General features: G+C 73.2%; 22 protein-coding genes and 2 pseudogenes. 10 read left to right on the top strand and 14 right to left on the bottom strand.

Going from position 1 to position 25,960, the window contains the following annotated elements; all coding sequences use genetic code 11:
* Nucleotides 1–18 precede the first annotated feature (18 nt).
* On the bottom strand, nucleotides 19–1,041 hold the full coding sequence (locus tag H297_RS39040; protein ID WP_051352265.1) for a helix-turn-helix domain-containing protein: 1,023 nt from the start codon (nucleotides 1,039–1,041) through the stop codon (nucleotides 19–21).
* 16 nt (nucleotides 1,042–1,057) lie between these two features.
* Here H297_RS39040 and H297_RS39035 point away from each other — a divergent pair, with 16 nt between their 5' ends.
* The gene (locus H297_RS39035) at nucleotides 1,058–2,470 is read left to right on the top strand and encodes an MFS transporter (RefSeq protein WP_078514765.1); all 1,413 of its coding nucleotides are present in this window, start codon (nucleotides 1,058–1,060) and stop codon (nucleotides 2,468–2,470) included.
* 145 nt (nucleotides 2,471–2,615) lie between these two features.
* Here H297_RS39035 and H297_RS39030 read toward each other — a convergent pair.
* Together H297_RS39030 and H297_RS0129105 are read right to left on the bottom strand one after the other, a co-directional pair.
* Nucleotides 2,616–4,053: pseudogene (locus H297_RS39030) on the bottom strand (NF041680 family putative transposase).
* A 192-nt stretch (nucleotides 4,054–4,245) separates the two neighbouring features.
* A complete protein-coding gene (locus tag H297_RS0129105) occupies nucleotides 4,246–4,596 on the bottom strand; it encodes a hypothetical protein (protein WP_027739926.1) in 351 nt (116 codons plus the stop codon).
* Nucleotides 4,597–4,699: 103 nt separating this feature from the next.
* On the opposite strand from H297_RS0129105, the gene H297_RS39025 reads away from it, so the two are divergent.
* Entirely contained in the window at nucleotides 4,700–5,539 is an 840-nt protein-coding gene (locus H297_RS39025) for an NAD(P)H-dependent oxidoreductase (RefSeq protein ID WP_078514763.1), read from the top strand.
* On the opposite strand, the gene H297_RS0129095 is transcribed toward H297_RS39025, so the two are convergent.
* The 4 genes from H297_RS0129095 to H297_RS0129080 all read right to left on the bottom strand — a co-directional run bounded on the left by H297_RS0129095 (nucleotide 5,523) and on the right by H297_RS0129080 (nucleotide 11,176).
* A complete protein-coding gene (locus H297_RS0129095) occupies nucleotides 5,523–6,182 on the bottom strand; it encodes a flavin reductase family protein (RefSeq protein ID WP_486589714.1) in 660 nt (219 codons plus the stop codon). The two genes, H297_RS39025 and H297_RS0129095, sit on opposite strands and share 17 nt — an antisense overlap.
* A gap of 77 nt (nucleotides 6,183–6,259) precedes the next feature.
* Nucleotides 6,260–7,261 (bottom strand): enoyl-CoA hydratase/isomerase family protein, encoded by a 1,002-nt coding sequence (locus tag H297_RS0129090; protein WP_486589713.1) that lies wholly within the window; start codon nucleotides 7,259–7,261, stop codon nucleotides 6,260–6,262.
* 100 nt (nucleotides 7,262–7,361) lie between these two features.
* Complete coding sequence (locus H297_RS0129085; RefSeq protein ID WP_027739923.1) at nucleotides 7,362–9,620, bottom strand: acetate--CoA ligase family protein; 2,259 nt, start codon at nucleotides 9,618–9,620, stop codon at nucleotides 7,362–7,364.
* Between the two features lie 404 nt (nucleotides 9,621–10,024).
* Nucleotides 10,025–11,176 carry a flavin-containing monooxygenase gene (locus H297_RS0129080; protein WP_027739922.1) on the bottom strand — a complete coding sequence of 384 codons (1,152 nt, stop codon included), beginning with the start codon at nucleotides 11,174–11,176 and terminating at the stop codon, nucleotides 10,025–10,027.
* Between the two features lie 222 nt (nucleotides 11,177–11,398).
* On the opposite strand from H297_RS0129080, the gene H297_RS0129075 reads away from it, so the two are divergent.
* The 3 genes from H297_RS0129075 to H297_RS0129065 all read left to right on the top strand — a co-directional run bounded on the left by H297_RS0129075 (nucleotide 11,399) and on the right by H297_RS0129065 (nucleotide 13,219).
* Nucleotides 11,399–12,055, top strand: coding sequence for a DUF4232 domain-containing protein (locus H297_RS0129075; RefSeq protein ID WP_027739921.1), 657 nt, complete (start codon nucleotides 11,399–11,401; stop codon nucleotides 12,053–12,055).
* Nucleotides 12,056–12,202: 147 nt separating this feature from the next.
* Nucleotides 12,203–12,664, top strand: a complete 462-nt coding sequence (locus H297_RS0129070) for a Zn-ribbon domain-containing OB-fold protein (RefSeq protein WP_027739920.1) — start codon at nucleotides 12,203–12,205, stop codon at nucleotides 12,662–12,664.
* A 66-nt stretch (nucleotides 12,665–12,730) separates the two neighbouring features.
* On the top strand, nucleotides 12,731–13,219 hold the full coding sequence (locus H297_RS0129065) for a GNAT family N-acetyltransferase (protein WP_027739919.1): 489 nt from the start codon (nucleotides 12,731–12,733) through the stop codon (nucleotides 13,217–13,219).
* A 35-nt stretch (nucleotides 13,220–13,254) separates the two neighbouring features.
* Here the strand turns inward: H297_RS0129065 and H297_RS0129060 are convergent, their stop codons facing one another.
* Nucleotides 13,255–14,445, bottom strand: a complete 1,191-nt coding sequence (locus H297_RS0129060; RefSeq protein ID WP_027739918.1) for a thiolase C-terminal domain-containing protein — start codon at nucleotides 14,443–14,445, stop codon at nucleotides 13,255–13,257.
* A 190-nt stretch (nucleotides 14,446–14,635) separates the two neighbouring features.
* Between H297_RS0129060 and H297_RS0129055 the strand changes: the two genes are divergently transcribed.
* Together H297_RS0129055 and H297_RS0129050 are read left to right on the top strand one after the other, a co-directional pair.
* Nucleotides 14,636–15,961: an acyl-CoA dehydrogenase family protein gene (locus tag H297_RS0129055; RefSeq protein ID WP_027739917.1), complete on the top strand. Its 1,326-nt coding sequence runs from the start codon at nucleotides 14,636–14,638 to the stop codon at nucleotides 15,959–15,961.
* On the top strand, nucleotides 15,961–16,509 hold the full coding sequence (locus H297_RS0129050) for a nitroreductase/quinone reductase family protein (RefSeq protein ID WP_078514761.1): 549 nt from the start codon (nucleotides 15,961–15,963) through the stop codon (nucleotides 16,507–16,509). The genes H297_RS0129055 and H297_RS0129050 overlap by 1 nt, the downstream gene beginning before the upstream one ends.
* Before the next feature lie 192 nt (nucleotides 16,510–16,701).
* On the opposite strand, the gene H297_RS0129045 is transcribed toward H297_RS0129050, so the two are convergent.
* Nucleotides 16,702–17,349 carry a TetR/AcrR family transcriptional regulator gene (locus H297_RS0129045; RefSeq protein WP_037795653.1) on the bottom strand — a complete coding sequence of 216 codons (648 nt, stop codon included), beginning with the start codon at nucleotides 17,347–17,349 and terminating at the stop codon, nucleotides 16,702–16,704.
* Between the two features lie 307 nt (nucleotides 17,350–17,656).
* On the opposite strand from H297_RS0129045, the gene H297_RS0129040 reads away from it, so the two are divergent.
* On the top strand, nucleotides 17,657–20,722 hold the full coding sequence (locus H297_RS0129040) for an outer membrane protein assembly factor BamB family protein (RefSeq protein WP_027739914.1): 3,066 nt from the start codon (nucleotides 17,657–17,659) through the stop codon (nucleotides 20,720–20,722).
* A 72-nt stretch (nucleotides 20,723–20,794) separates the two neighbouring features.
* On the opposite strand, the gene H297_RS0129035 is transcribed toward H297_RS0129040, so the two are convergent.
* Complete coding sequence (locus H297_RS0129035) at nucleotides 20,795–21,724, bottom strand: hypothetical protein (RefSeq protein ID WP_027739913.1); 930 nt, start codon at nucleotides 21,722–21,724, stop codon at nucleotides 20,795–20,797.
* 174 nt (nucleotides 21,725–21,898) lie between these two features.
* On the opposite strand from H297_RS0129035, the gene H297_RS42220 reads away from it, so the two are divergent.
* Complete coding sequence (locus H297_RS42220; RefSeq protein ID WP_078514794.1) at nucleotides 21,899–22,444, top strand: hypothetical protein; 546 nt, start codon at nucleotides 21,899–21,901, stop codon at nucleotides 22,442–22,444.
* 14 nt (nucleotides 22,445–22,458) lie between these two features.
* On the opposite strand, the pseudogene H297_RS42215 reads toward H297_RS42220, so the two are convergent.
* A pseudogene (locus tag H297_RS42215) lies at nucleotides 22,459–22,674 on the bottom strand (helix-turn-helix domain-containing protein); the annotation flags it as partial.
* A gap of 210 nt (nucleotides 22,675–22,884) precedes the next feature.
* Nucleotides 22,885–23,616, bottom strand: a complete 732-nt coding sequence (locus tag H297_RS0129020) for an SDR family oxidoreductase (RefSeq protein WP_027739911.1) — start codon at nucleotides 23,614–23,616, stop codon at nucleotides 22,885–22,887.
* An 84-nt stretch (nucleotides 23,617–23,700) separates the two neighbouring features.
* Here H297_RS0129020 and H297_RS39015 point away from each other — a divergent pair, with 84 nt between their 5' ends.
* On the top strand, nucleotides 23,701–24,318 hold the full coding sequence (locus tag H297_RS39015) for a TetR/AcrR family transcriptional regulator (protein ID WP_051352263.1): 618 nt from the start codon (nucleotides 23,701–23,703) through the stop codon (nucleotides 24,316–24,318).
* A 361-nt stretch (nucleotides 24,319–24,679) separates the two neighbouring features.
* Here the strand turns inward: H297_RS39015 and H297_RS0129010 are convergent, their stop codons facing one another.
* Both H297_RS0129010 and H297_RS0129005 read right to left on the bottom strand, forming a co-directional pair.
* A complete protein-coding gene (locus tag H297_RS0129010) occupies nucleotides 24,680–25,486 on the bottom strand; it encodes an enoyl-CoA hydratase/isomerase family protein (RefSeq protein WP_027739910.1) in 807 nt (268 codons plus the stop codon).
* Entirely contained in the window at nucleotides 25,483–25,956 is a 474-nt protein-coding gene (locus H297_RS0129005) for an OB-fold domain-containing protein (RefSeq protein WP_027739909.1), read from the bottom strand. The genes H297_RS0129010 and H297_RS0129005 overlap by 4 nt, the downstream gene beginning before the upstream one ends.
* Nucleotides 25,957–25,960 lie beyond the last annotated feature (4 nt).

Genomic DNA, 25,960 nt, shown 5'->3' with positions numbered 1-25,960 from the left:
CCCGTGCCGCCTGCGCACTCACCCCGCAGAGGCCCCTTCGGGCTCCGGTTCCGGGGCCGCCCCTGTGCGGAAGGTGCGGCGGTAGGCGCGGGGGGAGACACCGAGAGAGGCGTGGAAGTGCTGGCGCAGGGAGGCGGCTGTGCCGAAACCCGCGTCCGCGGCGATCCGCTCGACGGGCAGGTCGGTCTCCTCCAGCAGGTGACGTGCGTGCTGGAGGCGCTGCTGGGTGAGCCAGCGCAGCGGAGTGACGCCGACTTCTTCGCGGAAGCGGCGGGTGAAGGTGCGGACGCTCATGGACTCCTGTGCGGCCATGGCGCGGAGGGTGAGGGGCTGGTCGAGGTGGTCGAGGGCCCAGGTGCGGGCGGTGCCGGTGGAGGAGAGGCGGGGTTCGGGTACGGGGCGGCGGATGAACTGGGCCTGTCCGCCGTCGCGGTGGGGCGGTACGACGGTGCGGCGGGCGACCTCGTTGGCGACCGCCGCACCGTGGTCCCTGCGGATCATGTGGAGGCACAGGTCGACACCCGAGGCGATGCCCGCGGAGGTCAGCACGGAGCCCTCGTCCACGTAGAGCACGTCCGAGTCGAGCTGCACGGCGGGGAAGAGGCGCTGGAACCGCTCACTGGCGCGCCAGTGTGTCGTCGCCCGCTTGCCGTCCAGCAGGCCCGCGGACGCCAGGACGAAGGCACCGGTGCAGATGGACGCGATGCGGGTGTCCGGACGGATGCGGGAGAACGCCTCGGCGAGCGGGCGGCTCATCCTTCCCAGATCGTAGGGCTCGTCCCGCTCGTGCGCGGCCGGAACGATGACGGTGTCGGCCTCGGTCAGCGCCTGCGGACCGTGCTCGACGTTGATCGAGAAATCGGCCTCCGTGCGGACCGCACCGGGGCGGGCGGTGCAGGTGACGACCTCGTACAGCGCGTCACCGGAGGCCGAGCGCGCCCGGCCCATCAGACAGTGCGGGATTCCCAGCTCGACCGGCAGCAGGCCGTGCCGCACGAGAACGGCGACCTTGTGGAGCTCGGGACGGGCGAAGACGGCCATGGCCCGATCCTCGCACATGGTGTCCGTCCGGCCACTCGTTCGCGTCGGCGGAGACCAGCAGGCTTGCCGCGTGACCGAGATCCTCCCTCCCTCCGCCGGGCCGCCGAAGAAGGACGGCCCCCTCAGCACCTCGTCGGACGCCCGGTGCAGCCCTGCCGGGCGCGCACCACGTGTGCACCGCGCCTGGTGGGTCGCGGCGGTGTCCTTCGTCGCGCTCGTGGGCGCCGCCGGTTTCCGGGCCACCCCCAGCGTGTTCATCGACCCGCTGCACGAGGAGTTCGGCTGGTCCCGCGGGATCATCTCCTTCGCTGTCGGACTCAACGTGCTGCTCTACGGGCTGACCGCGCCGTTCGCCTCCGCGCTGATGGAGCGGTACGGCATCCGCAGAGTCGTCACCGGCGCACTGCTGCTGGTCTCCGGGGGCAGCGGACTGACCGTCTTCATGAACGCCGAGTGGCAACTGGTGCTCTGCTGGGGCCTGCTGGTGGGCATCGGCTCGGGCTCCATGGCGCTCGCCTTCGCCGCCACGGTGGCCAACCGGTGGTTCGTCGCACGGCGCGGACTGGTCAGCGGCATCCTGACGGCAGGCGGCAGCACGGGACAGCTCGTCTTCCTGCCTCTGGTGGCCCTCCTGGTGGAGGGCTCGGGATGGCGTTCCGCGGCACTGGTGGTGTGCGGGTCGGCGCTGGCGGTCGTGCCGCTGGTGGCGTGGCTGCTGCGAGACCGTCCCGAGGACGTCGGACTGCGCCCCTACGGCGCCGATGAGGACTACGTCACCCCCGAGGCCGAGGTCGACGGTGCGCTGCGGCGCACGCTGGGCGTGCTGGGGACCGCGGTGCGCACCAAGGTGTTCTGGCTGCTGGCCGGGTCCTTCGCCATCTGCGGTGCCTCCTCCAACGGACTGATGAGCACCCATTTCGTGCCTGCCGCGCACGACCACGGGATGGCCGTCCCGGCCGCCGCCTCCCTGCTGGCCGCGATCGGGGTGCTCGACCTGGTCGGCACCGTCTGCTCCGGCTGGCTGACCGACCGTTTCGACACCCGTCGGCTGCTGGCCGTCTACTACGGGCTGCGCGGCCTGTCGTTGCTGCTGCTGCCGATGCTCTTCGCCGGCAGTGTGCAGCCGCCGATGCTGTTCTTCATCATCTTCTACGGGCTCGACTGGATCGCCACCGTGCCGCCCACCATGGCGCTGTGCAGAGAGCACTTCGGTGCGGACGGTGCGATCGTCTTCGGGTGGGTGCTCGCCGCGCACCAGACCGGTGCCTCGGTGGTCGCCTTCGTGGCGGGGCTCGTGCGGGACGCCACCGGAACCTACGACCTGGCGTGGACCGGGACGGGCGTCCTGTGCGCGGTGGCGGCACTGATGGCTCTTGTGGTGCGGCGTGGCACGGGCGCCCGGACGGATCGGGAGGTCGCCCACGGCTGAGCGGGTACCTCCGTCACCGGCCGCGACGACGGTGGCCCAAATCTTGCACTTGTCGTCCAGGCGGCCACTCGTTCCGAGCCGGGAGGCCCCGCAGGATCGGTGGCATGAAGACGCTGTGGATTTTCGCCCACCCTGAGCTTGTTCTTTAACCTTTCAGCCGTTGTAGGTCGATAAGTGTCTTCTCAGGTCGGACGGTTTTGCCCACGTCGTAGCGGGGTGCCTGGAGCTTGTTCCGGGTGCCGGGTGGCCGTCCGAGGCCGGGCCGGTGGGGTTCGGGTGCTCTGGCGGGACAGGGCATGTGCTGGCGGAGGTTCCGAAACGTCCGGCGGACCCGCGCCGGTGTGAGCCGACCGAATGCGGTCGGCTTCTCCCAGGGGTGTCGCAGATCCCGTGCGAGGGGGCGGGCGAGCCGGAGCTGCGTGTAGGCGGCGATGATCAGCCAGGTCCACCGGTCGGCCGCCTCTGGCTCCCGCAGCCGGGGCTGTGTCCAGCCGAGGGTCTGCTTGAACAGCCGGATGTGTGCTCCAGGTCGAAGCGCCGGAGGAATGCTTGCCAGGCCCGGTCGACGTCGTCGTCGCTGGCACCGGTCCTGGAGGACCACAACCACACCGCCGGCGCCGCCCGGTCCTTCGACAGGTGCTCCACCTCAAGGCGGATCAACGTGCCCTCGATGAGTGGGAGTTCGCCTTCGTGGTCCAGCCAGGCGGCCCGGTGGGTCAGCCGAGGATGGACCCGGCCCCACGCCCGCGTGACAGCCTTGCCGTAGTTTGCGGTAGCGGTGTGGGTCGTGACGGCCGGTTCGGGCCAGGTCTCGGGCTTGGCGAAGCGGAACTCCGGCCCGTGCTTCGGTGGCCGGCCGCCCTTCGGGTCGTAGACGCGTGGCGGCTTCGGCAGCCGCATCACACGGTCGCCGCGGACACGGCCGACCAGCTCGACGGGTAGGTCCCGCAGCACCCTGGCCAGGCGGGTCACGTCGTAACCGGCGTCGGTCACGATCACGATATCCGGCTCACCCTGCCCCCACTGACCTGCTGTGATGAGCCGTTCAACGACGTCCCGGAGCTGGGCCGCGGTCACCGCGGTGGCATCGTCGGCCGGCCCAGCCGCACCGCGTCCAGAATCTGCGTCCAGGACGTGGCACCCATCTCCAGTACCGCGATGAACGAGTACGGCCAGCCGGGGATGAACTGCGAGGCAGTCTTCGCCCGCCCATAGACGTGGCAAAACAGCCGGTCCGGCGAGCACGGCGCGTCCGACCGCAACCACGGCGAGACGTCCACGGCCAGGACCAGACGCCCGTCCGCGAACCGCGGTAATGGCAGCCCGGCCAGCAGCGACCGCAGCCCGTCGGTGTCGATCCGCCCCTGGTTCAAGCCGTCGTACATTGCCCCGTGCCCGCGTCGATGCTCGGGCAGGAGCGTGAGTTCGACTGCCGAGTGCACCGCACCCGGCGCACACCGCACCCCGTCCGCCAGCTTGAACAGCTCATCACCCCGCGCAGTCAGACACGCGTACAACTCGTCCCGGAAGCGTGACGCTTCCGCGAACGCTTCCCCCTTAGCAGCATCAGGCAGCAGACTCACCCTCGGCCTTCGTGTTGATCGGTGCACCTTGGTCGGAGCACATGATCAGACGAAGGTCGCCTCAGCGTCCGGCGAATACCCAGGTCAGCGACCCAGTTCGAGACACATTCGACGAATAAGCTCACATCGTAGGTAGACCCGCCGTTTCGCCTTGGCGTGGGGTCTGGGAGACGCGCTGTCGGGTGTGAGTGATCAGTCTCCCTGAGACCAAGCAGCGCTCGGCAGTGACAGGTAGACACCGAAGTCGACGAGCCCGGTTGCGGCGCGGATGTCCGCGTGGAGCGCATCCACGCGCTCTTGGCGGTTGGCTTCCCTGCTAGCGGACCACTTGGACTTGATCTCGATCACCACCGTCAGGCCGCTACGGTCCAGCGGGCTCAGCGGCCGGAAGCGGATCTCGACATCCCCCGGTTGCAGCTTGCCGTCGTACGGCTCCTCGGGGCACTCCACAGCCAGGGATGCCAGATGCGGCAGCACCGAGCCGAGTTCGCGTAGCCGGGGCTCGGGCACCGTAGGCGCATAGGTCACTTCAACAAGCGGCATCCTCGACACCCTAGACGAAGGCCAGGCAAGACCGTCCGTCACGAGAAGACACTTATCGCCCTACAAGGGTTGGAAGGTTAAAGAACAAGCTTAGGCACGGTCCCTGAACGCCTCCCTACGGGACGCCGGAATCGCCGCGCTGCGCGAACGCGGCCACCAGGTGCGCGGGACCGACCTGTACGCGATGGGCTGGAACCCGGTCGTCGACCGGCACGACTTTCCCGGCCGGGGCGGCGCCCGGGACCCGGACGGGCCAGAGCGGCTGCTGGTCGGGGACGCACAGGAGCGTGCGTACCTGGACGGAACGCTCGCTGCGGACATCCGTGCGGAGCAGCAGAAGATCGCCTGGGCCGACACCCTGGTCTTCCACTTCCCCCTGTGGTGGCTGGGGCCGCCCGCCATCCTCAAGGGCTGGTTCGACCGCGTACTGGTGCAGGGGTTCGCCTTCGGCGTCCGGGACGCACACGGCCGCACCCGGCGGTACGGCGACGGGGGACTGGCCGGCAAGCGGGCCATGGTCGTCACCTCGGTCGGCGCACGGGCCTCCAGCTTCGGCCCGCGGGGCATCCACGGGTACGTCGAGGACATCCTCTTCCCGCTGCACCACGGCACGTTCTGGTACACCGGCATGGACCCGCTGCCGCCGTTCGTCCTGTACGGAGCCGACCGTGCCGACGAGACGGACGGCAAGAAGTGGCAGGAGGAGCTGCGAGAGCGGCTGCACGGCATCGAAACGCTCCGCCCGCTGCCGTACCGCTCCGAGGCCGGTGGCGACTACGGCGCCGACCTGGCGCTCCGCCCCGGCCTGGCGCCCGGCCGCACCGGGCTGGACATGCACACGGCGCCCCCGCGTGCGGCTGACGGACGAGGCCGCCGGGCGAGGCCGTCGGACGGGACCGGTCCGTGCGGCTGCCGGGCGGGTGAGGTCACTCGGCCGGGGTGAACGTCCCCAGCCTGCCCCGGTGGAAGACCAGCGGCTCGCCGCCACCTTCCACCGCGTCCAGCGCGCGCACCCTGCCGACGACGATCAGGTGGTCACCACCGGTGTGCACGGCGTGGATCTCGCAGTCGATCCACGCCGCCACCCCGTCCAGGAGCGGCGAGCCCGTCACCGGCGCCGCGGAGTAGGCGACCCCCGCGAACTTGTCCGCACCGCTGACCGCGAACGCCCGGCACAGCTCGCCCTGCCCGGCGGAGAGAACGTTCACACAGAACACCCCGGCCCGCGCGATGCGCGGCCAACTCGTGGACGTACGGGCCACCATGAACGAGACCAGCGGCGGTTCCAGGGACAGGGACGCGAAGGACTGGCAGGCGAAACCCGCCGGTCCTGCCTCGCCCTTCGCGGCGGGCGCCGTGACCACGGTGACGCCGGAGGCGAAACCGCCCAGCACCCGGCGGAAATCGGCCGGATCGACCGGCGCACGCTCGTCCTCCCCCACGGCGCGCAGATCGGCCGGGGGAAGCGGGTTCTCGCCGCGCTCTCCACCCTCGCGCGCCGGCTGTTGCGTGCCGCGCGCGGGCGGTGCGCCGACGGTCCGCAGGTAGCGCACCGCGGCGGCTGCCATTCCAGCGTGTCCCATCATGACGTCATCGCACCTGTGGTGTCGTCGGGTCGGACGGTCGGTGGCGGTTTCCTCGGCTCCAGCGTAACCACCGCCCGCTACCGGCCCTCGAAGACGGCGGAGCGCCGCTCGGCGAAGGCGGTGACGCCTTCCTGCGCGTCCCGCGTGGACATGTTGAGCTCCTGCGCCCAGGCCTCGGCGCGGAAGGCGGTGGCACGGTCCGCGTCCAGGGAGGCGTTCACCAACTGCTTGGTGAGCGCCAGCGCACGGGTGGGGCCGGCCGCCAGGCGCTCGGCCCAGGCACGCGCCGTCTTCGTCAACTCCTCGCCGGGCACCACCCGGTTGACGAGTCCGAGCCGCCCGGCCTCGGCGGCGGACAGCGCCTCGCCGAAGAACATCAGCTCCTTGGCCCGCTGCGGCCCGACCAGCCGCGGCAGCAGATAGGCGCCGCCCCCGTCCGGCACCAGTCCGCGCCGCACGAACACCTCCACGAAGCGCGCCGCTTCGGACGCCAGGACCAGGTCGCAGGCGAGAGCGAGGTGGCAGCCGAGGCCGGCCGCGGTGCCGTTGACCGCGGCGAGTACCGGCTTCTCGCAGTCGAGCACCGCCGAGATCAGCCGTTGGGCGCCCTGTTCCAGGGTGCGGGCGACGTCGCCCGCCACCCGTTCCCGGCCGCCGCTCCGGTCCGCTCGCAGGTCGGCGCCCGCGCAGAAGCCGCGGCCACGGCCGGTCAGCACCACGGCGCGCACGTCCGGGTCGGCCGAGGCGTCGGCAAGCAGCCCGATGAGGCGTTCTCGCTGGTCGCGGGTGAGGGCATTGAGCACGTGCGGGCGGTCGAGGGTCAGCCACGAGACGCCGTTGTCGGTGGTCTGCGCTACAACTTCTTCCAAGGACTCGTCCGGTTTCCGCGCGGCCTCGCCGTTGCGCGGGGGCCCGTCCGGGGCCGTGGCCGGGGCGTCGGCTCCGGAACCGGCCGGGAACTCGGCGGCAGGCCCGGCCCGTTCCCCGGACGACGGGTCCGGGGAAGGACCGCGGGAGGTGCTGGGGAAGCCGTCAGGACTGTTGTCGCAGGAGTCACCGGGTGCACGGGGGGAGGACATCAGCGTGCGTTTCCTTTCGCGGCTGTCACGAGTGGCGCGGCGTCTCGCGGCGTCGGTGCGGCCGCCTGCCGTGCCGGGGGCCTCGCGCGGTGCGCGGCGCTCATCCGCAGACCGCCAGCGCGTCGAGTGCCACGGCGCCCTGCCCGCGCTCCAGGACGACCAACGGGTTGATGTCCAGCTCCGCGAGCCCTCCGGCGCCCCCGGGGCCGCCGCCGCTGCCCAGTTCCAAGGCCATGCGCTGCACCCGCAGCACGACCTCGACGAGTGCGTCGACGTCGGCGGGCGGCCTGCCGCGCACCCCCTCCAGCAGCGCGGCGCCGCGCAGTTCACCGAGCATCGCGCGGGCCTGCTGCTCACCGAACGGCGGCACCCGCACGGTGACGTCGCGCATGACCTCGACCAGCACCCCACCCAGACCGACGGTCACGGTCGGCCCGAACAGCTCGTCCTGGGTGATACCGACCACCATCTCGACCCCCTGGTCGACCATCTGGCACACCAGCACGCCGTCCAGCTCGATCTCCTCCGCCCGCGCGATCTCCGTCAGCTCCCGGTAGGTGTCGCGGACCTGGCTGGCGGAGGTGAGGCCGATGCGCACCAGCCCGTAGTCGCTCTTGTGCGCCAGCTCCGGGGCCGACGCCTTCATGACGACCGGGTAGCCGACCTGCGCTGCCGCGCGCACCGCTGCCGCGGCGCTGGTGCACAGCTTCTCGCGCGGGACGCGGATGCCGTAGGCCCGCAGGAGTTGCTTGCCGGCGTGCTCGCTCAACTGCTGTCCGGGCCGCAGCAGCGCCTGGGCCTTGCGGTGCGAGGGGGACGGACTGCGGGGGGCGTCGTCGAAGGGGGAGCGGTAGGCGCGGGCGAAGCGGTGGTGATCGAGGTAGCCGCGCACCGCGCGCACGCAGTTGCCGAACGTGCGGAAGGTCGCCACCCGGGAGGAGCCCAGCAAGGTGGTCCGGTAGGCCTCCTCGGTGCCGACCGGAGAACCCCAGACGACGCAGACCAGCTTGTCGGTCTCCTCGGCGGCGTCCACCAGGTCCTGGGCGAGCTTGTCGCTCATCGGCGGGAACGGCCCGGTGATCGGGCAGATGAGCACGCCCACGTCCGGATCGGCCAGGATCGCGTCGATGATCTTCCGCCCGCGCCGGTCGCCCACCGGGTGGCCGCCGTTGTCGATCGGGTTGGCCACCGACAGGTAGCCCGGGATCCACTCGTGCAGCTCCGCCTGCTTGGCCTCGGACAGGGTGGGCAGCGACAGCCCCGCCGCCGTCGCCAGGTCGGCCAGGTGCGCGCCGGTGCCCCCGGATATCGCGTGGACCGCCACCCCCTCCGCGCGCGGCGGGCGGGCGCGCGCCAGCAGTGCGGCGGTGTCCTGGAGCTCGTCGAGACCGTCCACCCGCAGCACGCCGTACTGCCGCATCGCCGCGTCCACGGTGGCGTCCGAGCCGGTGAGCTTCCCCGTGTGCGAGGCGGCCGTGCGCGCTCCCGTCTCGGTGCGGCCCACCTTCACCGCGACGACGGGCACGCCGTTGCGGGCGGCACGGTCGGCGGCCAGCAGGAAGCGCCGGCCGTTTTTGAGCCCTTCCACATACGCGGCGACGGCGCCCACCTCGGGCCGTCCCGCGAAGTAGGAGAGGAAGTCGGCCGTCTCCAGGTCGGCCTCGTTCCCGGTCGGCGCCCAGTGCGAGAGCCGGATGCCCAGCTCCTGGAGGGCGAAGAGGGGGCGTCCCTGGTGGCCCGACTGCGTGATGAGGGCGATCGCAGGGCCGTCCAGGTCGGTGCGGAACCGCTCGAAGGCGTTGAGGTTGGTGTTCGGGCCGAGGAGCCGGACGCCGGCGCGTGCGGCGGCCTCGGCGAGCCGCTGTTGGGCGGCGGCCCCCTGGCGGCCGGTCTCGGCGAAGCCGGAGGCGAACGCCACGGCGAACCTGGTCCCGGTGTCGGCCAGTTGCTCCAGCACGGGCAGCGGGTCGGCCACCAGGAGGACGGCGACATCCACCGGCTCGGGCAGGTCGGCGACGCCGGGGGCACAGGCCAGGCCGAACACCTCGCGCCGCTTCGGGTGGACCGGATACAGCCGGGCACCCACATGCTCGGCCCACGCCACCATGTGGCGGGTGATGCCGGTGTTGGGCCGTCCCTCGGCGTCCGAGGCCCCCACCACGGCCACGGCGTCCGGACGGAAGAACCGGTCGAGGTCGGGCACCGGTGCGTGCAGCAGCCGTCCGCTGACGTCGAGGGCGCCGAGCGCCTCCTCCTCGGTCCTGCTGTGGACGGCGCCGCCCTCGGCACGATCGCCGCAGGCCAGCACCCGGGCCGAGCGGGGGGTCATGGTGAGGGTCCCGTGAGTCGATCCGAGCATCTGTACTCGCCCACTCCCGTGTGGAGGCCGGTGATGACCTGACGCACCGTCAGGTTACTGGAACTGACGCAGCGTCAGGAAGACCTCGTGCCGCTCCGGAGCCTCGCGCTGCCGCGCGCCCTTGTGCGGGGTGCCGCATCGGGTCCGCGCGCGCCGCCGGGCGGAGTGCTCCGCCGGTCTGCGCCCCGCCCGCGCGGGGCGCTTACGGCGAAGGTGTCGGGCACGGCCTGGCCGACGGTCTGCGCCCCGCCCGCGCGGGGCGCTTCGTCGGGTGAGCCCGCCACTGTGCGAGGCGGTGTGCGGGGCGCTCCCGCCGGTGACCTTGTGAGGGCTGCTCTCGCCGCTGTCCCGGGGGGGGGCGCCTCACCCGAGGGTTGCCGTGGGTGCGCCGCACGGGGCCGGTCTCAGCCTGCCGCCTTGGCGATGGCTTTCGCGATGCGCTCGGCGTCCATCCGCAACTCCCGCAGGGTGCCGCTGATGGGGTAGGAGAACCCCGTGAAGTGCAGGCCGGGGGCCGCGGGGTGGGTGCGGCGGCCGTGGACGGTGGGACGGCCCTCGGCATCCAGCACGCCGAGGTGGCCGACCAGGTCCTCCAGCCCGGCGCGGTAGCCGGTGGCGGCGATGACGACTTCGGGGGCCACGGTCTCGCCGTCGGCCAGTACGGCCTTCGTGCCGTCGAACGAGGTGAGCGCGGCGACCGGTTCGACCTTCCGCTGTCGTACCGCGTCGACGAGTCCGACGTCGAGCACCGGGATGGCGCCCTGGCGCACGCGTGTGTAGAGCCCGGCTTCGGGGCGGGGCAGTCCGTGACCGGACAGGTCGGGTACGGACATCCTGGTGACGCGCGCCGCCATGCGGTCCACCAGCCGGACGGGGAGCCGTCGGCACAGGATGGCGCTGCGCTGGGAGGGCCAGCCGAGAGTGGAGCGGCGCAGGATGTGGGGCGGTGTCCGCACGGCGAGGCGTACGCGGGCGGCACCGCCCTCGGCGAGATCGGTGGCGATCTCGGCGCCGGTGTTGCCGGCGCCCACCACCAGGACGTCCTTGTCCGCGTAGGGGGCGGCGGAGCGGTAGGCGGAGGCGTGCAGCAGGTCGCCCTCGAAGCTGTCACGTCCGGGCCAGGAGGGGAGGTGGGGGGTGTGGTTGATGCCGGTGGCGACGATCACGGCGGGGCTGGTCAGCCGTCGCCCGCCGTTGGCGTGCAGGACCCATCGCTCGTCCTCGCCGCGCTCCAGCCGGTGGACCTGCACGCCCGTGGCGACCTCGATCCGGTGGTGGGCCGCGTACTGTTCGAGGTAGCGGACCACGTCGGCGCGGGCGACCCAGCGCCCGTACGCGCGGGGGATCGGCAGTCCGGGCAGTGCGGAGAGGGCCCTGGTGGTGTGCAGGTGCAGCCGCTCGTAGTGGGACCGCCAGGAGGCGCCGACGGCGTCGGCCTTCTCCAGGACGACGGAGTCGATGCCGCGTTCCCGCAGTGCGGCGGCCGCCGCCAGGCCACCGGGGCCGGCGCCGAGGATGTGGACGGGCGTGCCGCTCGGCGTCATGGGCATGGACATGACGCCGATCTTAAGTGGTGCCCTCCGCGGCCGGAGGCCGCGCCCACCCCGTTCGCGCTCCAGCGGGTGGGCGGCGGGCAGTGCCGCCGGCCGGCGTTCGCATGTAACAGGCGCGTAAGAGGAGCCGGTGGGTGTGAACATTCCTCGGGGCGGGCGGATCCAAGTGATCAGTAACGCTCACTCGTGCCGCGTAGACGGCGCGCCGACCGCGAAGGAAGAACGATGCGCGCTCAGAAGCTGACCCTCGCCGCTGTGGCCCTCGCTGCGGGTCTGTCGCTCACCGCCTGCCAGGGGAACGACGACTCCGCCGCGAACTCGAACGTCTCCGGGCCCTCCTCCTCGTCCTCGTCGTCGGGTGGCTCCTCCTCGGGTGGCTCGTCCTCGGGCAAGACCTCCGGTGGCAGCGGCGGGTCCGAGACGAACAGCGGCGACCCGTCCGCCGCCGAGTCCGCGCCGGGCAGCGGCGGCGGAAAGATCACCGCGGGTTCCTGCAAGACGGCGGACCTCGAATTCGGCAGCAACCACGGTATGGGCGAGGGGGACATGGTCGTCAGCCTCAAGAACGTCGGCGGCGACGCCTGCTCGCTCAAGGGCTTCCCCGGCGTCGACCTCAAGTCGAAGGACGCCGGCCGGCCGCTCAGCGCCAAGCGCAGCAGCAAGGCCGCTCCGGCCGTCGCCCTCAAGTCGGGCGAGACGACCCGCTTCACCCTGCACTACCCGCCGAACAACACCGGCGGCACCGGCGTGCGCGTCAGCAGCATGGTCGTCACTCCGCCGAACGAGACCCACTCCAAGAGCCTGCCGGTCAGCATCTCCCTCCCCGTCGAGGAAGGTGCCGACCAGAAGGTCATGGTGGACCCCGTCGGCACCGGCAAGTAGCCGGACGGTGCCCGCTGTGGTGCATCCGGCCCCCGGGCCGCACCGTGTGGTCGCCCTCTTGCAGGAGGGCGCCGGTGGCCGGTTCACTGACGTACCGTCAGCAAACGGGAGCGGGCGGCGTACCGGCCGGCGCAGCGGGAGGCTCCGATGGGTGGAACGGCACAGCAGCGGTTCGACATACCCGACGTGGACGCGTTCACGGCACCGTACTGGCGGGCGGCAGCGGAAGGGCGGTTGCTGATCCGTCGCTGCCGGGCCGAGGGGTGCGGCGCGGCCCACCACTGTCCGCGCGAGTTCTGTCCGCGGTGCTGGAGCGAGGACGTCGTCTGGGAGCAGGCGGAGGGCAGGGCGACCCTGTACACCTGGTCCGTCGTCCACCGCAACGACCTGCCGCCGTTCGGAGAGCGGGTGCCGTACGTGGCCGCGGTCGTGGAACTCGCGGAGGGGCCCCGGATGATGACGCAGGTGACCGACTGTCCCCACGATGCCCTCCGGATCGGGATGGAGCTGCGGGTCGCCTTCCGGGAGCAGGAGGGCGTACGGGGGAGCGAGGGGGCGGCCGGGGTGACCGTCCCGGTGTTCCGCCCCGCGCCTGTCGGAGCCGTGTGAGCCACGCGGGCTCGCGGCGCTGGTGACGGTTGGCGTACCGCCCCCTTGGTGGCGCACTCTGGGCGGGTGCACATTCGTGAAGCCACCGCAGCCGACTGGCCCGCCATCTGGCCCTTCTTCCACGCCATCGTCGCGGCGGGAGAGACCTACACCTACCCGCGCGACATGGACGAGGCCGCCGGCCGCGCGACCTGGATGCTGGAGCCGCCGGGCCGCACCGTGGTCGCCGTCGACGAGGACGGCACCGTGCTCGGCTCCGCCAAGATGAACCCCAACCACATGGGCGGCGCCTCCCACATCGCGGGTGCCAGCTTCATGGTGGACCCCGCGAGCGGCCGCAGGGGCGTCGGACGGGCGCTGGGGGAGCACGCGTTGGAGTGGGCCGAGGCGGAGGGCTACCGGGCGATGCAGTTCAACGCGGTGGTGGCGACCAACACGGGCGCCGTGGCGCTGTGGGAGTCGCTGGGGTTCGAGATCGTCGGCACCCTGGAGGAAGGCTTCCACCACCCGGTCCACGGCTATGTGGGGCTGCACATCATGTACCGGCGCTTCTGAGGCGCGCCCTTCCGAGGGGTTCCGGTTCCGGGGGCTCAGCCGCGGCCGAGGACCAGGGTCCCCGACGAGCAGAACCAGCCGCCGGTGCCCGAGGCGACGGCGAGCTCGGGCAGCGAGCCGTCGCTCCTGCGCACCTGCCGCCCCTCGCCGGCTTCGCCGCGCAGTTGCCGTACCGCCTCCACGAGCAGGAAGAGTCCCCGCATGCCGGGGTGGCAGGCGGACAGTCCGCCGCCGTCGGTGTTGACCGGCAGCGCGCCCTCCCGCAGCAGCCGCCCCTCCTCGACGAAGGCGCCGCCCTCGCCCTTGGCGCAGAAGCCGAGGTCCTCCAGCGTCACGAGGGTCATGTAGGTGAAGGCGTCGTAGAGCTGCGCGAGGTCGATGTCGCCGGGGGTGACACCGGCCCGGTCGAACGCCGCGCGGCCCGAGACGGCCGCGGGGGAGACGGTGAAGTCCTCCCACTCGGACATCGTCGTATGCGAGACGGCGGTTCCCGAGCCGAGGATCCACACCGGCCGTACGGGCAGGTCCGGCAGCAGGTCCTCCGCGGCGAGGAGGACGGCGCAGCCCCCGTCCGAGCGGATGCAGCAGTGCAGCTTGGTGAACGGGTCGGCGATCAGCGGCCCGGACAGGACGTCCTCGACGGTGATCGGGTCCCGGTACATGGCGTCCGGGTTGCCGGCGGCGTTGGCGCGGGCCTGGACGGCGACCTGGGCGAGCTGCTCCAGGGTCGTGCCGTACCGGTGCATGTGGCGGCGGGCGGCCATCGCGTACTTGGCGATCAGGGTGTGCCCGTAGGGCACCTCGAACTGGAGCGGGCCACGCGTGCCGAAGGACAGATCGGCGGTGCGGCGGCGGGCCTTGAGATCGGCCCGTGCGGTGGAACCGTAGACCAGCAGGACGGCGCGGGCCCGCCCCTGTGCGATGGCGTCGGCGGCGTGGGAGGCCATGACCTCCCAGGTGGAGCCGCCGACGCCGGTGGAGTCGACCCAGGTGGGCCGCAGCCCCAGGTACTCGGCGACCTCGACGGGGGCGAGAGTGCCCAGCCCGGTGGAGGCGAGCCCGTCGACGAGCGAGTGGTCGATCCCGGCGTCGGACAGGGCCCGCCGGGCGGCCTGGGCGTGCAGCGCGTACGGGGTGGCCTCGTCGATCCTCCCCACGTCCGAGAGCGCGACTCCGGCGACCGCGACGCGGCGGGCGGGGCGGTGGGTGCTGTCGGCGGACGGCATGGACCTGACGGTACATCAGGTGACGGTGCCGGGGGAGTGGGCCGACCGGCGTGCGGAGCCGGTCCGCCCGCGTCGCGGGGGCGGCGGAGAGTCCCCCGCCGTCTGGGATTCTGCGCGACGGCTCTCTAACATGACGCGTCGTCAGCTTCATGTCGACTGCTGGCTGTTGTGCCGTGAGGGGGCGCCGCCGATGGACACCGTGTGCACCGAGGAGCAGGAAGCGATACGTCACGCCGTGCGGACGCTGCTCGCCCGGCACGGCGGGCCCGGCCGGGCGACGGCGCGGGCCCCGGCGGGCTGCGACACCGCCCTGTGGCGCGGCCTCGCCCGCGCCCTCGCGCTGCCCGGCCTCGCCCTGCCCGAGACCTGCGGCGGCGCCGGCCGCGGCCCCCTCGGGCTCGCCGTCGCCGCCGAGGAGACCGGCCGCGCACTCGTGGACTCCCCGCTGGTCCCGACGGCCGCGCTGGCGGCGCCGCTGCTGCTCGCCCTCGGCACCGAGGCGCAGCGCGCCCGGCTGCTGCCGCGGCTGGCCACCGGCGACCTGACCGCTGCCCTCGCCCTCCCGGCCGGTGTCGGGCTGCCCGAAGCGTTGGGGCTCACCGGACCGCTCGATCCGCCGGACGCCGCCTGCCCGCACCGCGTCGGTGAGCACTGGTGCGGCGGGGGCGGCCGGGCGGGCGGCATCCAGGCGCGCCGTACCGTGGACGGGTGGCAGCTCTACGGGGAGGCGGGGCAGGTGCTGAGAGGGGACAGCGCAGGACTGCTGCTCGTCGCGGCGCACACGGGCGGGTTCACCCGCAGCCGCACCCTGCTCTTCCTCGTGGCCCAGGACGCCGCCGGACTCGTCCGGGTACGGCAGCCCGGACCGGACGAGACGCGCGCGGCAGCCCGCGTCGAACTGCGTGACGTGGCGGCCGAACTCCTGGGGTCGTCCGACGAACAGGACGCGAGGCCCGCGCTGGCCGCCGTCGGGCCGCAGGTGGCGGCCGTGCTGGCGGCCGAGGCCGTGGGCGCGGCCGACAGCGCACTGAGGTGGACGGCGGACCGCGTCACCGCACCGTGGCTCCACGGGCGGACCGGCGGCCCCCCGCCGTCGGTGCGGCACCGGCTGACGGAGGTGTACGCGCAGGTCGGCGCGGCCCGCTCCGCCGCCTACCACGCGGCCCGCTCCGCCGCAGGCGAGCGGGCGCAGGCCCGCACGGCCGGCTGTCTCGCGCTGGCCCAGGGTCTGGAGGCACTGCGGCTGGCCGCTGCCGAGGCGGCGCGGCCACCCGCGGCGCCGCGGGACGCGGACACGGTACGTCCGGGACGGGCGGCCCCGACGCAGCTCACGGCGCGAAGAGCACTCCCCGCGCACAGCGGGGAGGAGGCCGCACGGGAGCGCGCCGCCGAGGCGTACTACAGGCGGGCGGTGGGTGACGACCTGCTGTTCGGGCCGGTCCACCGGTTGCGCGCCCGCGCCGCCGAGTGCGCGGCGCTGTTCGGTACCCCTGCGAGAGAGGCGGTGGCGGTCTGATGGCCGGGGCGGTGGGACGGGAGCCGGACCGCAAGGGGCAACGGAAGGCGGAGCGGAAGCCGGCCCCGGAGGTGAAACGGAAGCTCGTCCAGAAGGTGTCGTCGACGCGGGCGTTCGCGCGGATCGCCCCGCACGTGATCCCCGTACTGGACCGGGCGGTGCACCGCATGACGGGCGGTCGGAGCATGCTGAGCACCCAACTGCTGCCCGGTGTCGTCCTGACGTCGACGGGAGCCAGAAGCAGAGCGCAGCGGCGGACGCCACTGGCGTGCATGCCGGAAGAGGAACGGGGGAGCTGGCTGCTGGTCGGCAGCAACTTCGGCAGGGAGGACCACCCGGGCTGGACCGCCAACCTGCGACGGCATCCCGAGGCGCGGATCACCTACCGGGGCACCGGGATACCCGTGCGGGCACGACAGCTCGAAGGGAGGGAGCGCGAGGAGGCGTGGGAGGAACTGCTGCGGTTCTGGCCGCCGTACGCGGTCTACCAGGCGCGGATCGACCGGCAGATCCGCATCTTCCGGCTGGAGCGCCGTGCGGAGGACTGACGCCTGCGCGCCGCAGAGGTGATGCGGCGTACGGAATGCGCGGGGCACACGGGGCGCGGGCGCGCGGTTCACGGGCTTCGTGGCCGACGGCTCCGCGGGATGTGGCCCGTGTCCGGATGCGGCACGTGTGCGCAGGGCGGCACGTGTTCGGGAACGTGGCGCGGGAAACGGGAAAGCTGTGCGGAGTGCTCGCTACCTGGTGGGCTTCTTGCCGGTCACACCGAGGTGGACGAGCAGAGCCAGGCTCGGCTTCAGCTCCGCCTGCTTGACGCCCCAGCTCTGGAAGCCCTTCTGATGCCCCGCGACGGAGGCCAGCATGGCGACGAGCGAGCCGGCGACGGCGGCGGCGTTGACGTCCTTGCCGACCCGGCCGCGGGACTGCAGGTCCTTGATCGCGTCGGAGAGGGAGTTGTTCACCGAGTTGAGGATCTTCATGCGGATCTTGTAGAACCGCTTGTCGCCCTCCGCCGCGCCCAGGTCGACCACCCGCAGGATCGCGTCGTTCCTGCGCCAGAAGCCCAGAAAGCCCTCGACGAGGTCCTCGGCCGTCTGCCAGGCCGCCTTCCCCGTCCAGGACCGCCCGGCCACCAGGTCGGTGAGGGACGCGCCCTCCTTGGCCATGGTCTCGGCGATCTCCAGGACGGCGCCCTCGACATCGGGGAAGTACTGGTAGAAGGTCGCCGGGGACGTGCCCGCTTTCCGTGCGACGTCGATGACCTTGACATCGCGGTACGGCGACGAGCTGAGCATCTCGCTGAGGCAGTCGAGCAGCTTCTGCCGCGTCGCTTGTCCGCGGCGTCCGGCCACCCGGCCGTCGACGGTTCGAACTTGTCCTGTCATGCCCGTCAGCTTACCGACGGGTGATCCGGCCGCGATTCGTCCGCAGGCAAACGGGGTGTGCTGAATCGGCGGGCCGGGCAGGGGGCGAACAGGGTGAGGGGGGAGGCTCGGAACATGCCGGATCGATCCGGTCATACGGGGCTTTGTCGGGGCACGAAGACACTTACGTGCCGCCCCCGGGTTCGCAACCGGCGCGTTCGCCAGGAAGAATCGGCGTCCGGACCGTCGGGTCCGGCACGGCAGTGAGAGGCTGCACGGGGCGGGATCGGGCAGATTTTACGGCCCCTACGGGGAGGTGGCAGGACAAGTGGTGGAGCAGCTTACGCAGCACGATCCGCGGCGGATCGGCCCGTTCGAGGTGCTGGGCCGTCTCGGTTCCGGCGGCATGGGGCTGGTCTACCTCGCGCGGTCGGCGTCCGGCCGCCGCGTCGCCATCAAGACGGTCCGCACCGAACTCGCCGAGGACCAGCTCTTCCGGGTGCGGTTCACCCGCGAGGTCGAGGCGGCACGGGCTGTCAGCGGTTTCTACACGGCCGCCGTCGTCGACGCCGACCCGCGTGCCGCCATCCCGTGGCTGGCCACCGCGTACGTGCCCTCGCCCTCGCTGGAGGAAATAGTCACCGAGTGCGGTCCCGTGCCGGTGCAGGCGGTGCGCTGGCTGGCGGCCGGCGTCGCCGAGGCCCTCCAGTCCATCCACGGCGCGGGGCTGGTCCACCGGGACCTGAAGCCCTCCAACGTGCTGGTCGTCGAGGACGGTCCCCGCGTCATCGACTTCGGTATCGCCTCCGGTGTCTCCAACACCCGGCTGACCATGACCAACGTCGCCGTCGGTACACCCGCCTACATGTCGCCCGAGCAGGCGCGCGACTCCCGCAGCGTCACCGGGGCCAGCGACATCTTCTCGCTCGCCTCCACCCTGGTCTTCGCCGCGACAGGGCACGCCCCCTTCCACGGGGCCAACCCGGTCGAGACGGTCTTCATGCTGCTGCGCGAGGGCCCCGACCTGGAGGGGCTGCCCGAGGAACTGCGGCCGCTGATCGAGTCCTGCATGCGGATGAACGCCGAGGAGCGGCCCACGCCCGCCGACCTCCAGGCGCAGTTGGCCCCGCACCTGTTCGGCGCGGGCAGCGACGACAGCGGCACCGTGTCGGCCTGGCTGCCGTCCACCGCGGTCTCGCTGATCGAGCGCCGCCGGGGCGGCCGGGCGATGCGGCAGCAGAACGCGGCGGCGGCAGCCGCCGCAGCGGCTGCCGGTGCCGCGTCGGCCGGTGCGGCTCCCGCCGCCGGAGCGGCACCCGGTGCGAACGGAGGTGCCAGCTCCGGTCCCGGTGCCGCCCCCGGCCCCGGTGCCGGTCCTGCGGCTGGTTCCGCCGCCGGTCCCGCCGCCCCGCAGGGCGATGCGGCGCCGGCTCCTGCCGAGCCGTCCCCCCTGGTGCCGTCCGCGTCACCCGGACCCGCGCCGTCCGCGTCCTCCGAGAGCTGGCGGCCGTCCGCGGTCCCGGCACCGCACCCGGCCGCCGGGCCGGACGGCGGTGTCAACGGCGGGTCAGCCGGTGCCGACGGCTCCGGCATGGGGTCCGTGGGGCCCGGTGGTCCCCCCGCGGCCGGTGTGGCCGCAGGCGAAGGGCAGGCCGGGAGCGCGGCACAGGGGATCGCGGGCGGCGGCTCGGGGGCGCCGGCGTCCGGTTCGGCGCCGGTGGTCTCCCGGCCGGCTGCCCGGCCCGGCAGCGCCGACGGGGCGTCCGTGCAACTGCCCAACGCGCAGGTGCCCATCGGGCCGGGACCGCGCCGCCCGGACGAGACCGGGCGGGAGACGGGAGCCGACCCCACCTCGGGCTGGGTGCGGCCTCCCGACGGCGGCCAGGACGGTACGCCGCCCTCCTACGCCCGGCCGTACACGGCACCGCCGCCTCCGCGGACGGGCCCGCAGCCGGGCGCACACGCGTCCCCCACACCCCCTCCCGCACCTCCGCCCGGCCCACCGTCGGCGTCGCCGTACGGTGCTCCGGGCCCCCGCTCCGCCGGGGGCTCCGACCGGGGCGCGGGGCTCTCTGCCGCGCCTCCGCCGCCCTCCGTGCACCCCCTCCACCAGCCACCTGCGGCTCCACCGGCACCGGCGCCCGCCGCCGCGCCGCACACGTCCCAGGGCCGGCCCCCGTCCACGGCGCCCTTCCAGGCGTCGCCGCACTCGGCGGGCGGCGGTCACCCGGCAGGCACCGCTTCCGGAGCCCCGGGAGCGCAGCGCTGGCGGCCCTGGCGGTTCCGGATGTCGAACGACGTGTGGGGGTCGCCGGTCGTCGCCGACGACCTCGTGTACGTCACCTCGTTCGAGGTGCACGCCCTGGACGTGGGCAGCGGGCGGCGGCAGTTCAAGACGCGTGAGGTGGCCTGGTCGATGGCCGTCTCCGGTGGCCGGGTGCACGCCTCGGACGGGCCGAGCCTCTACGCACTCGACGCTGCCGACGGCTCCGAGCGCTGGCGGCTGGCCACCGACGGCTGGGTCTACTCCCTCCAGGTGGACCGCGGCACCGTCGTCACCGGCACCCGCGGCGGCGGCGTGCAGGCCTGGGAGGCGGCCACCGGCGAGAAGCTGTGGGACCTGACGGGTGCGCAGGCCGACTTCGAGACGCCCGAGGCCGGTCCCGTCATCGCCGACGGTGCCGTCTACACCTGGGCGGACGGGCGGCTGTACGTCTTCGAGGGCCGCACCGGCACCGAGCGCTGGTCCTACCCCGTCGGCGACGCCTCCGCCACCGGCGGGGTGCCGGTGCGGGTGACCCTCGCCGAGGACGGGACGGCCTACGTGTGTGCGGGCTCCCGGGTGTTCGCGCTGGACGCGGCGACCGGCCAGGAACGGTGGCGGTTCGACGCGCCGGCCGCCTTCCTGAGCCCGGCCGCGTTCGTACCGGGGCCCGGGGTGACGGGTGGCGGGGTGTACCTGGCCGACTACCTCGGCACCGTCTACGCGCTCGACTCCGGCAACGGCAACGACCGCTGGCGCATCGCCACCGAGGCGCGGCACTCCACCGAGCCCGTCGTCGTCACGGACGGCCTCGTCCATCTGGGCAGCGGCAGCGCCGTCTACACGCTCGACGCGGTCAGCGGCACGCCGCGCTGGCGCTTCGCGACCGGAGCCGACGTGGTGGGCGCGCCCGTCGTCGCCGACGGACGTGTCCACTTCGGCTCGGCCGACCACTGCCTCTACACGGTCGACGCCGTCGGCGGCCAGCTCCGCTGGAAGCTCGCCACCGGCGGTGAGATCACCGGTACGCCGGTGGTGGGCGGCGGCGTGGTGTACGCGTGCAGCAAGGACCGCTGCGTCTACGCACTGGACGCCACCAAGGGCACCGGTCAGTCACGCCAGTCCGCCTGACGCGGGACGGCGGCGCGTCCCGCGCCCGACCGCGCGCGGCGGGGGACCCGTGCGTGGCGTGCCGACCGCGCGTCATGCCGCGTCGCGCCTGCCGTGGGGCCAGGTGTCCTCGTCCTCGTCCCGGGCTCCCCCGGGGCGGTCGCGGGGCGGCGTGGGGAAGGGACGGGTGTTGTCCGGCTGCTCGTCGGGCTCGCCGCCCTGGGACTGCGGGGCGCCGGGGCGCGGCTCGTACGGCTCGTCCAGGGGAGCGCCCTGGGTGCCCGCCTGCGGCTCGTACGGCTCCGGTTCCTCCATGGGGGAGGGCCGGGTGTACGGCTGCTCGGGCGGTGCCGCGCCGGGTTCGGGCGGCTGGGGCCCCGGGTACGGCTGCTGCGGTGCCGCCCCGCGCATCCCTGGCTGCCCCGGATACTCCTGGCCCTGGCGCGGGTACGGCTCCGGCGGATACGGCTCCGCGGAGGGCTGCTGGGCGGGCGGGGGCCCCGCGTACGGTTGCCCGGCCGGTGGCCCGGCGTACGGCTCCTCCAGCGTGTCCTCCTCCGGCCCGAGCTCCCCCTGGTGCGGGGCGGCGGCACGGCGGCTGCGCACGGCTCGGCGTCCGGCCATCGCGGCGCCGCCGAGCAGCAGCAGGAAGCCGCCTGCCAGCCCGAGCCAGGCGCCGGAGGCGAGCCCTCCGGTGTTGCCGGCCGAGAGGCTGCCGGCGGCCTGCCCCTGCCGCACCATCCACAGGACGGTGAAGCCGAGAGCGAGCACACCGGCGACCAGTACCGGAGTCCTGGAGCGGGCGAGTACGCCGAGCACGGCGATCACGGCTGCGACCAGCATCAGGACGAACAGGCCGGTGAACAGCGCCGCACCGGCGCCGGTGACGCCGGCGGACTGGAAGAGTTCGTCGAGACGGAAGTCGCGTCCGAGGCGGCCGTCGTACCACGGGCGGAAGGGGCTGTAGACGGCGGCCGCCGCTCCGACGAGGGCGAGGAGCGCCCCGATCGCGTTGCGGATCATGGCCTCGCCTCACTTCCCGGCGTCGCGGTGACGCCGTTCGGGTGCGTGGTCCTTTCCCGACGCTACGCCGCCGGGAACCCGCTCGCCACTGTGCGCGTCCGAAGCCGGTGGCACGACTTGTGCTGGACGCGACAAGTGGCCGGGCATCCGGTGCACATCTCCTCGGGGGTTCTCATGAAGCGCTTGCGGCACCTGAAACTGATCGCCGCCGTCACCGTCGTCCTGCTGGCGCTGACGGGCTTCAGCCAGGCCAGGTCGTCGGGCGGGCGCGGCGGGGGTTCCAAGAGCCACAGCAGCGGACACGGCGGGGGCGGTTGCAGCAGCAAGAGCTCCAGCAGCCACAGCCACAGCGCGTACCGCCACGACGACACCTCCTCCGGCTCCGGCTCCAGCAGCACCAGCGCAGGGACGAGCAGCAGTTCCGGCAGCAGCTCCGGAAACGCGGGCCGCAGAGCCGACGGGAGCGGCTACGTGACCGAGTGCGCCAGGGCCGGGCAGGGCAGGAAGCCCGCCGCCACCGTGCGGGTCCGCAACGCGGGCGGCCGTTCGGACACGTTCGCCGTCGAGGTGCACTTCCTCGGCCCCACCGGCGAGATCGTCGACACCGGTTCCGCCCGCGCCACGGTCAAGGGCGGGGGCACACGGTCCGTCACGGTGCCGATGGCGACCCCCGCGAAGGTACGGGACGTCCGCGAATGCGAGGTCTCCAGCGTGCGGTGACGTCGCACCGGCGGCAAGGAGGTGGCGACGGCGATGACGACCAGGCGGTCGCTGGGCCCGTAGGTCTCGGGGCGGCCGCTGCGCGGGCGGTCGAACAGGCCCGCCACTCCACGGCGGCGGAAGCGTTCGCGCCAGGTGCGCACGGTGGGCACAGTGCAGCCGAGCTCGGCGGCGATGGCGGTGGTGGGCCGGCCCGCGGCGGCCAGCAGTACGCGCCGTGCGCGCCGCACCACCGCCTGCCCGGTCCCGGCAGCGGCCACGAGCGTGCGCACCTTGCGTCCCTTCTTGCGTGCCAGTGGCAGCGGTGGCGCGGGTGGATGGGCCACGAAGAAGAGCGTTTCCTTGGAGTGAGCACCAGCCGGAAGATCCCCGGTCAGGTCCGTCCCTGCAGAGGAAACGCACCTGGGGGTCGATGAGTTCGCTCAGCTACCCGCGAGGCGTCAGCTCTGTGCTGTGGGGCGGACGACGATGTCGCCGACGTCGACGTTCGACGGCTGCTCGATCGCGAAGGCGACAGCGCGGGCGATGTCGTCGGGGGAGAGGGAGAAGTCGACCGCCTGGACCTGCGACTTGACGGTGGGACTGGTGACCGAGTCGGCGAACTCCGTCGCGACGTAGCCGGGCGAGACCATGGTGACCCGCAGGTCGGGCCCGGCCTCCTGGCGCAGCCCCTCCGAGACGGTGCGGACTGCGTTCTTCGTCGCCGCGTAGACAGCCTGGTTCGGCACGATGCGCAGCCCGGCGGTCGAGACGACGTTGACGAACTGCCCCCTGCCCTGCTTACGGAACACGGGGAGCGCTGCCGCGATCCCGTGCAGCACACCGCGGAAGTTGACGTCGATCATCTGGTCCCAGTCCTCGACCCGCAACTCGTCGAACGGCGAGATGGGGCCGATCCCGGCGTTGCTGACGAGGACGTCGAGCGCGCCATGGCGCCCGCGGGCGTACGCCACGAGGTCCGCGACGTCTCTGCGGCGACGCACGTCCGTCGTCGTCCAGGCTGCCGTGCCGCCACCGGCCTCGATGCGGGCGACGAGCGCTTCCAGCCGGTCGCTCCGACGCGCTCCGAGGACGAGCTTCGCGCCACGCGACGCGAGGAGCAGCGCGCTCGCCTCGCCGATCCCGCTGCCCGCGCCCGTGATGGCCACCACCTTGCCGTCGATCCCTGTCATGCGCGGCCTCCAGTGCTAGAAGTGAGAGGGCTATCACTTCTAAAGTAAGTGGTCTCTTACTAATGGTCAAGGAAGGTGGACCGAGTGACTGACGCAGCAGCTGGGGCGGGGAGTGAGCGCCCTGCCCGGGGGCAGCTCCGCTCGGCGCTGATCGCTGAGAGCTTCGTGCTGCTCTCCGAGACGGGGATGGCCGGCTTCTCCGTCGCCGAACTCGCCCGCAGGCTCGGGGTGAGCACGGCCGCCCCGTACCGTCACTTCCCCAACCGTGACGCGCTGCTCGCCGTCGTCGCGGCACAGGCCGCCGACGAGCTCACCCGGTCCATGGAGGCCGCCGCCCAGGCGGCCGGCCCCGACCCGGTCGACCGGCTCGCGGCCACCGCGGGGGCATACGTGCGCCACGTGTCCGACCGCGGCGCCGGCCTCGACGTGATCTTCGCCCGGGAGCTGAGGCCGCTGCACGACGCCGACGTTGCCCGGGCCGGCCGGAACCTGATGACGCTGCTGCTCGACCTCGCCCGGCGAGCGGGTCACGCCGACCCCTCCCAGGCGCTGCTCCTCCTTGAACAGCTCTTCGTCCTGGCCCACGGCTACGTCACCCTGGACACGGAGGACTTCCTGACCCGCTCCCGCCTCTCTTCTGAGGATGTCGCCACCCGCGCCACGCGCGCGGCGACGGCGCTGCTGCGCGGCAACGTGACGTGAGCACCAGCCGGGAGCTCGGGTGGTCACCATTCCCCGACAGCCTTCTGACGGTTCGCCGCATGCCGGACAGGCGGGCGAAGTCGGGAGACCCCCGGTCAGGCCCGTTCCACCAGAGGAAGGCACCCGCCACGAAGACTCCTGCGACAGCGAGATGACGGATCGCCGCCACCGCATCCTGCACCACGACGATGCCTGGGGCTTCGCCACGGATTCGAGTGCCACCGACGCGGGACCGACGCGGTCTTGCGCACCGGCAGCCCGGCGGCAGCCTTCGACACCGCCGTCCTCGTCCACCTCGCCGGCTACCACGCGTAGCCGGACCCAGCGCACTCAATCAGCAAAGGACCTGCGGCGCGTTGCTCTAGCGGATACGGAAGGTGCTGCCGGGGTCCGGCCCCTGCGCTCCGCCGCGCCGTTCCCGGAAGAGCTCCGCCTGCCGTCGCGGGGACAGGTTGCCCAGGGCGATCAGCTCCGGGGCCCGGGACATCGCCTGGTGGCGGGCCGCCTCCCGGGCGGCCCACACCGCGCGCACCGTGCCCTGCACCGCCTCGGGCGGGTACGAGGCGAGGGTCCGTGCACAGGCGCGTGCGGCGTCCAGGGCCTCGCCGGCCGGGGCGAGTTCGGAGACCAGCCCGATCTCGTACGCGCGCCGTCCCGAGATCCGCTCGGCGGTGCCCATCAGCGCCATCCGCGCCACTTCCCCGAACGGCATCCGCTGCGCCATCCCCATGGCCTCGTACGCGCTGACCATTCCGTAGGTGGTGTGCGGATCGAAGAAGGTGGACTCCTCGGTGGCGACGAGGAACTCCGCCTCGCTCAGCAGGTAGAACGCGCCGCCGCAGGCCATGCCCTCGACGGCGGCGAGCACAGGCGTCCACAGGTCGTTGCTCTTGGGGCCGATCGTCAGCAGGGGGTCCTCGATCGCGAACGGCGAGGCGGGCTGCGGTACGGCATCGGGACCGGCCACCGCCGCCCGGTCGATGCCGGTGCAGAAGGCCCGCCCGCCCGCGCCCGTCACCACGGCGGCGCGTACCGACTCGTCGGAGCGCAGCTCCCGCCACACCCGGGTCAACTCCCGTGCGTCGGCCAGGTCGAGCGCGTTGTGCTTCTCCGGGCGCTCCAGCGTCACCGTCGCCACGCCGTCCCTGCGCTCCAGCCCGATGCTCACGGCCGCTCCAGTACCCAGCGCGGTACGGTCACGTGCTGCTCGCCCTCGCCCACCGTGCAGAAGACGGCCCGCACCGGCGCCCCGATGCGCAGTCTGCCGGGGTCCAGGGAGCCCGGCGGGGCGTCCGGCGCGGCGACCAGGTTGCCCACCAGCCGGATCGCCGGGTCCTCGGCCAGCTCGACGACCGCCACGTCGTACGGGGCCAGTTCGGCGTACCCCGGCAGCAGCGGCGGGTGGGCGATCACGAACGACCACACCCGGCCGCGCCCGCTCGTCCGCTGCCAGACGCTCTCGAAGGACCGGCAGCGCGGACAGCAGGGCCGGGGCGGGAAGCGGCGTGCCCCGCAGCCGGAGCAGGTCTGCACGCGCAGCTCGCCCGCGGCGGCGTACGACCAGAACGGTGCGCCGTCCTCGTCGGGGACCGGCAGCAGCAGTCCGTCCCCGGTCAGGGGCGTGGGAGACGCGGTCATCGCT

Source organism: Streptomyces sp. CNT360, from assembly GCF_000424785.1.
This window is presented reverse-complemented; position numbering and strand designations above follow the sequence as displayed.

Excerpts from the sequence above, each read along its gene's own strand:
- H297_RS39040 (WP_051352265.1), bottom strand. The coding sequence starts at position 1,041 with ATGGCCGTCTTCGCCCGTCCCGAGCTCCACAAGGTCGCCGTTCTCGTG.
- H297_RS39035 (WP_078514765.1), top strand. The coding sequence starts at position 1,058 with ATGGTGTCCGTCCGGCCACTCGTTCGCGTCGGCGGAGACCAGCAGGCT.
- H297_RS0129105 (WP_027739926.1), bottom strand. The coding sequence starts at position 4,596 with ATGCCGCTTGTTGAAGTGACCTATGCGCCTACGGTGCCCGAGCCCCGG.
- H297_RS0129095 (WP_486589714.1), bottom strand. The coding sequence starts at position 6,182 with ATGATGGGACACGCTGGAATGGCAGCCGCCGCGGTGCGCTACCTGCGG.
- H297_RS0129090 (WP_486589713.1), bottom strand. The coding sequence starts at position 7,261 with ATGTCCTCCCCCCGTGCACCCGGTGACTCCTGCGACAACAGTCCTGAC.
- H297_RS0129085 (WP_027739923.1), bottom strand. The coding sequence starts at position 9,620 with ATGCTCGGATCGACTCACGGGACCCTCACCATGACCCCCCGCTCGGCC.
- H297_RS0129080 (WP_027739922.1), bottom strand. The coding sequence starts at position 11,176 with ATGTCCATGCCCATGACGCCGAGCGGCACGCCCGTCCACATCCTCGGC.
- H297_RS0129075 (WP_027739921.1), top strand. The coding sequence starts at position 11,399 with ATGCGCGCTCAGAAGCTGACCCTCGCCGCTGTGGCCCTCGCTGCGGGT.
- H297_RS0129070 (WP_027739920.1), top strand. The coding sequence starts at position 12,203 with ATGGGTGGAACGGCACAGCAGCGGTTCGACATACCCGACGTGGACGCG.
- H297_RS0129060 (WP_027739918.1), bottom strand. The coding sequence starts at position 14,445 with ATGCCGTCCGCCGACAGCACCCACCGCCCCGCCCGCCGCGTCGCGGTC.
- H297_RS0129055 (WP_027739917.1), top strand. The coding sequence starts at position 14,636 with ATGGACACCGTGTGCACCGAGGAGCAGGAAGCGATACGTCACGCCGTG.
- H297_RS0129050 (WP_078514761.1), top strand. The coding sequence starts at position 15,961 with ATGGCCGGGGCGGTGGGACGGGAGCCGGACCGCAAGGGGCAACGGAAG.
- H297_RS0129045 (WP_037795653.1), bottom strand. The coding sequence starts at position 17,349 with ATGACAGGACAAGTTCGAACCGTCGACGGCCGGGTGGCCGGACGCCGC.
- H297_RS0129035 (WP_027739913.1), bottom strand. The coding sequence starts at position 21,724 with ATGATCCGCAACGCGATCGGGGCGCTCCTCGCCCTCGTCGGAGCGGCG.
- H297_RS42220 (WP_078514794.1), top strand. The coding sequence starts at position 21,899 with ATGAAGCGCTTGCGGCACCTGAAACTGATCGCCGCCGTCACCGTCGTC.
- H297_RS0129020 (WP_027739911.1), bottom strand. The coding sequence starts at position 23,616 with ATGACAGGGATCGACGGCAAGGTGGTGGCCATCACGGGCGCGGGCAGC.
- H297_RS0129005 (WP_027739909.1), bottom strand. The coding sequence starts at position 25,956 with ATGACCGCGTCTCCCACGCCCCTGACCGGGGACGGACTGCTGCTGCCG.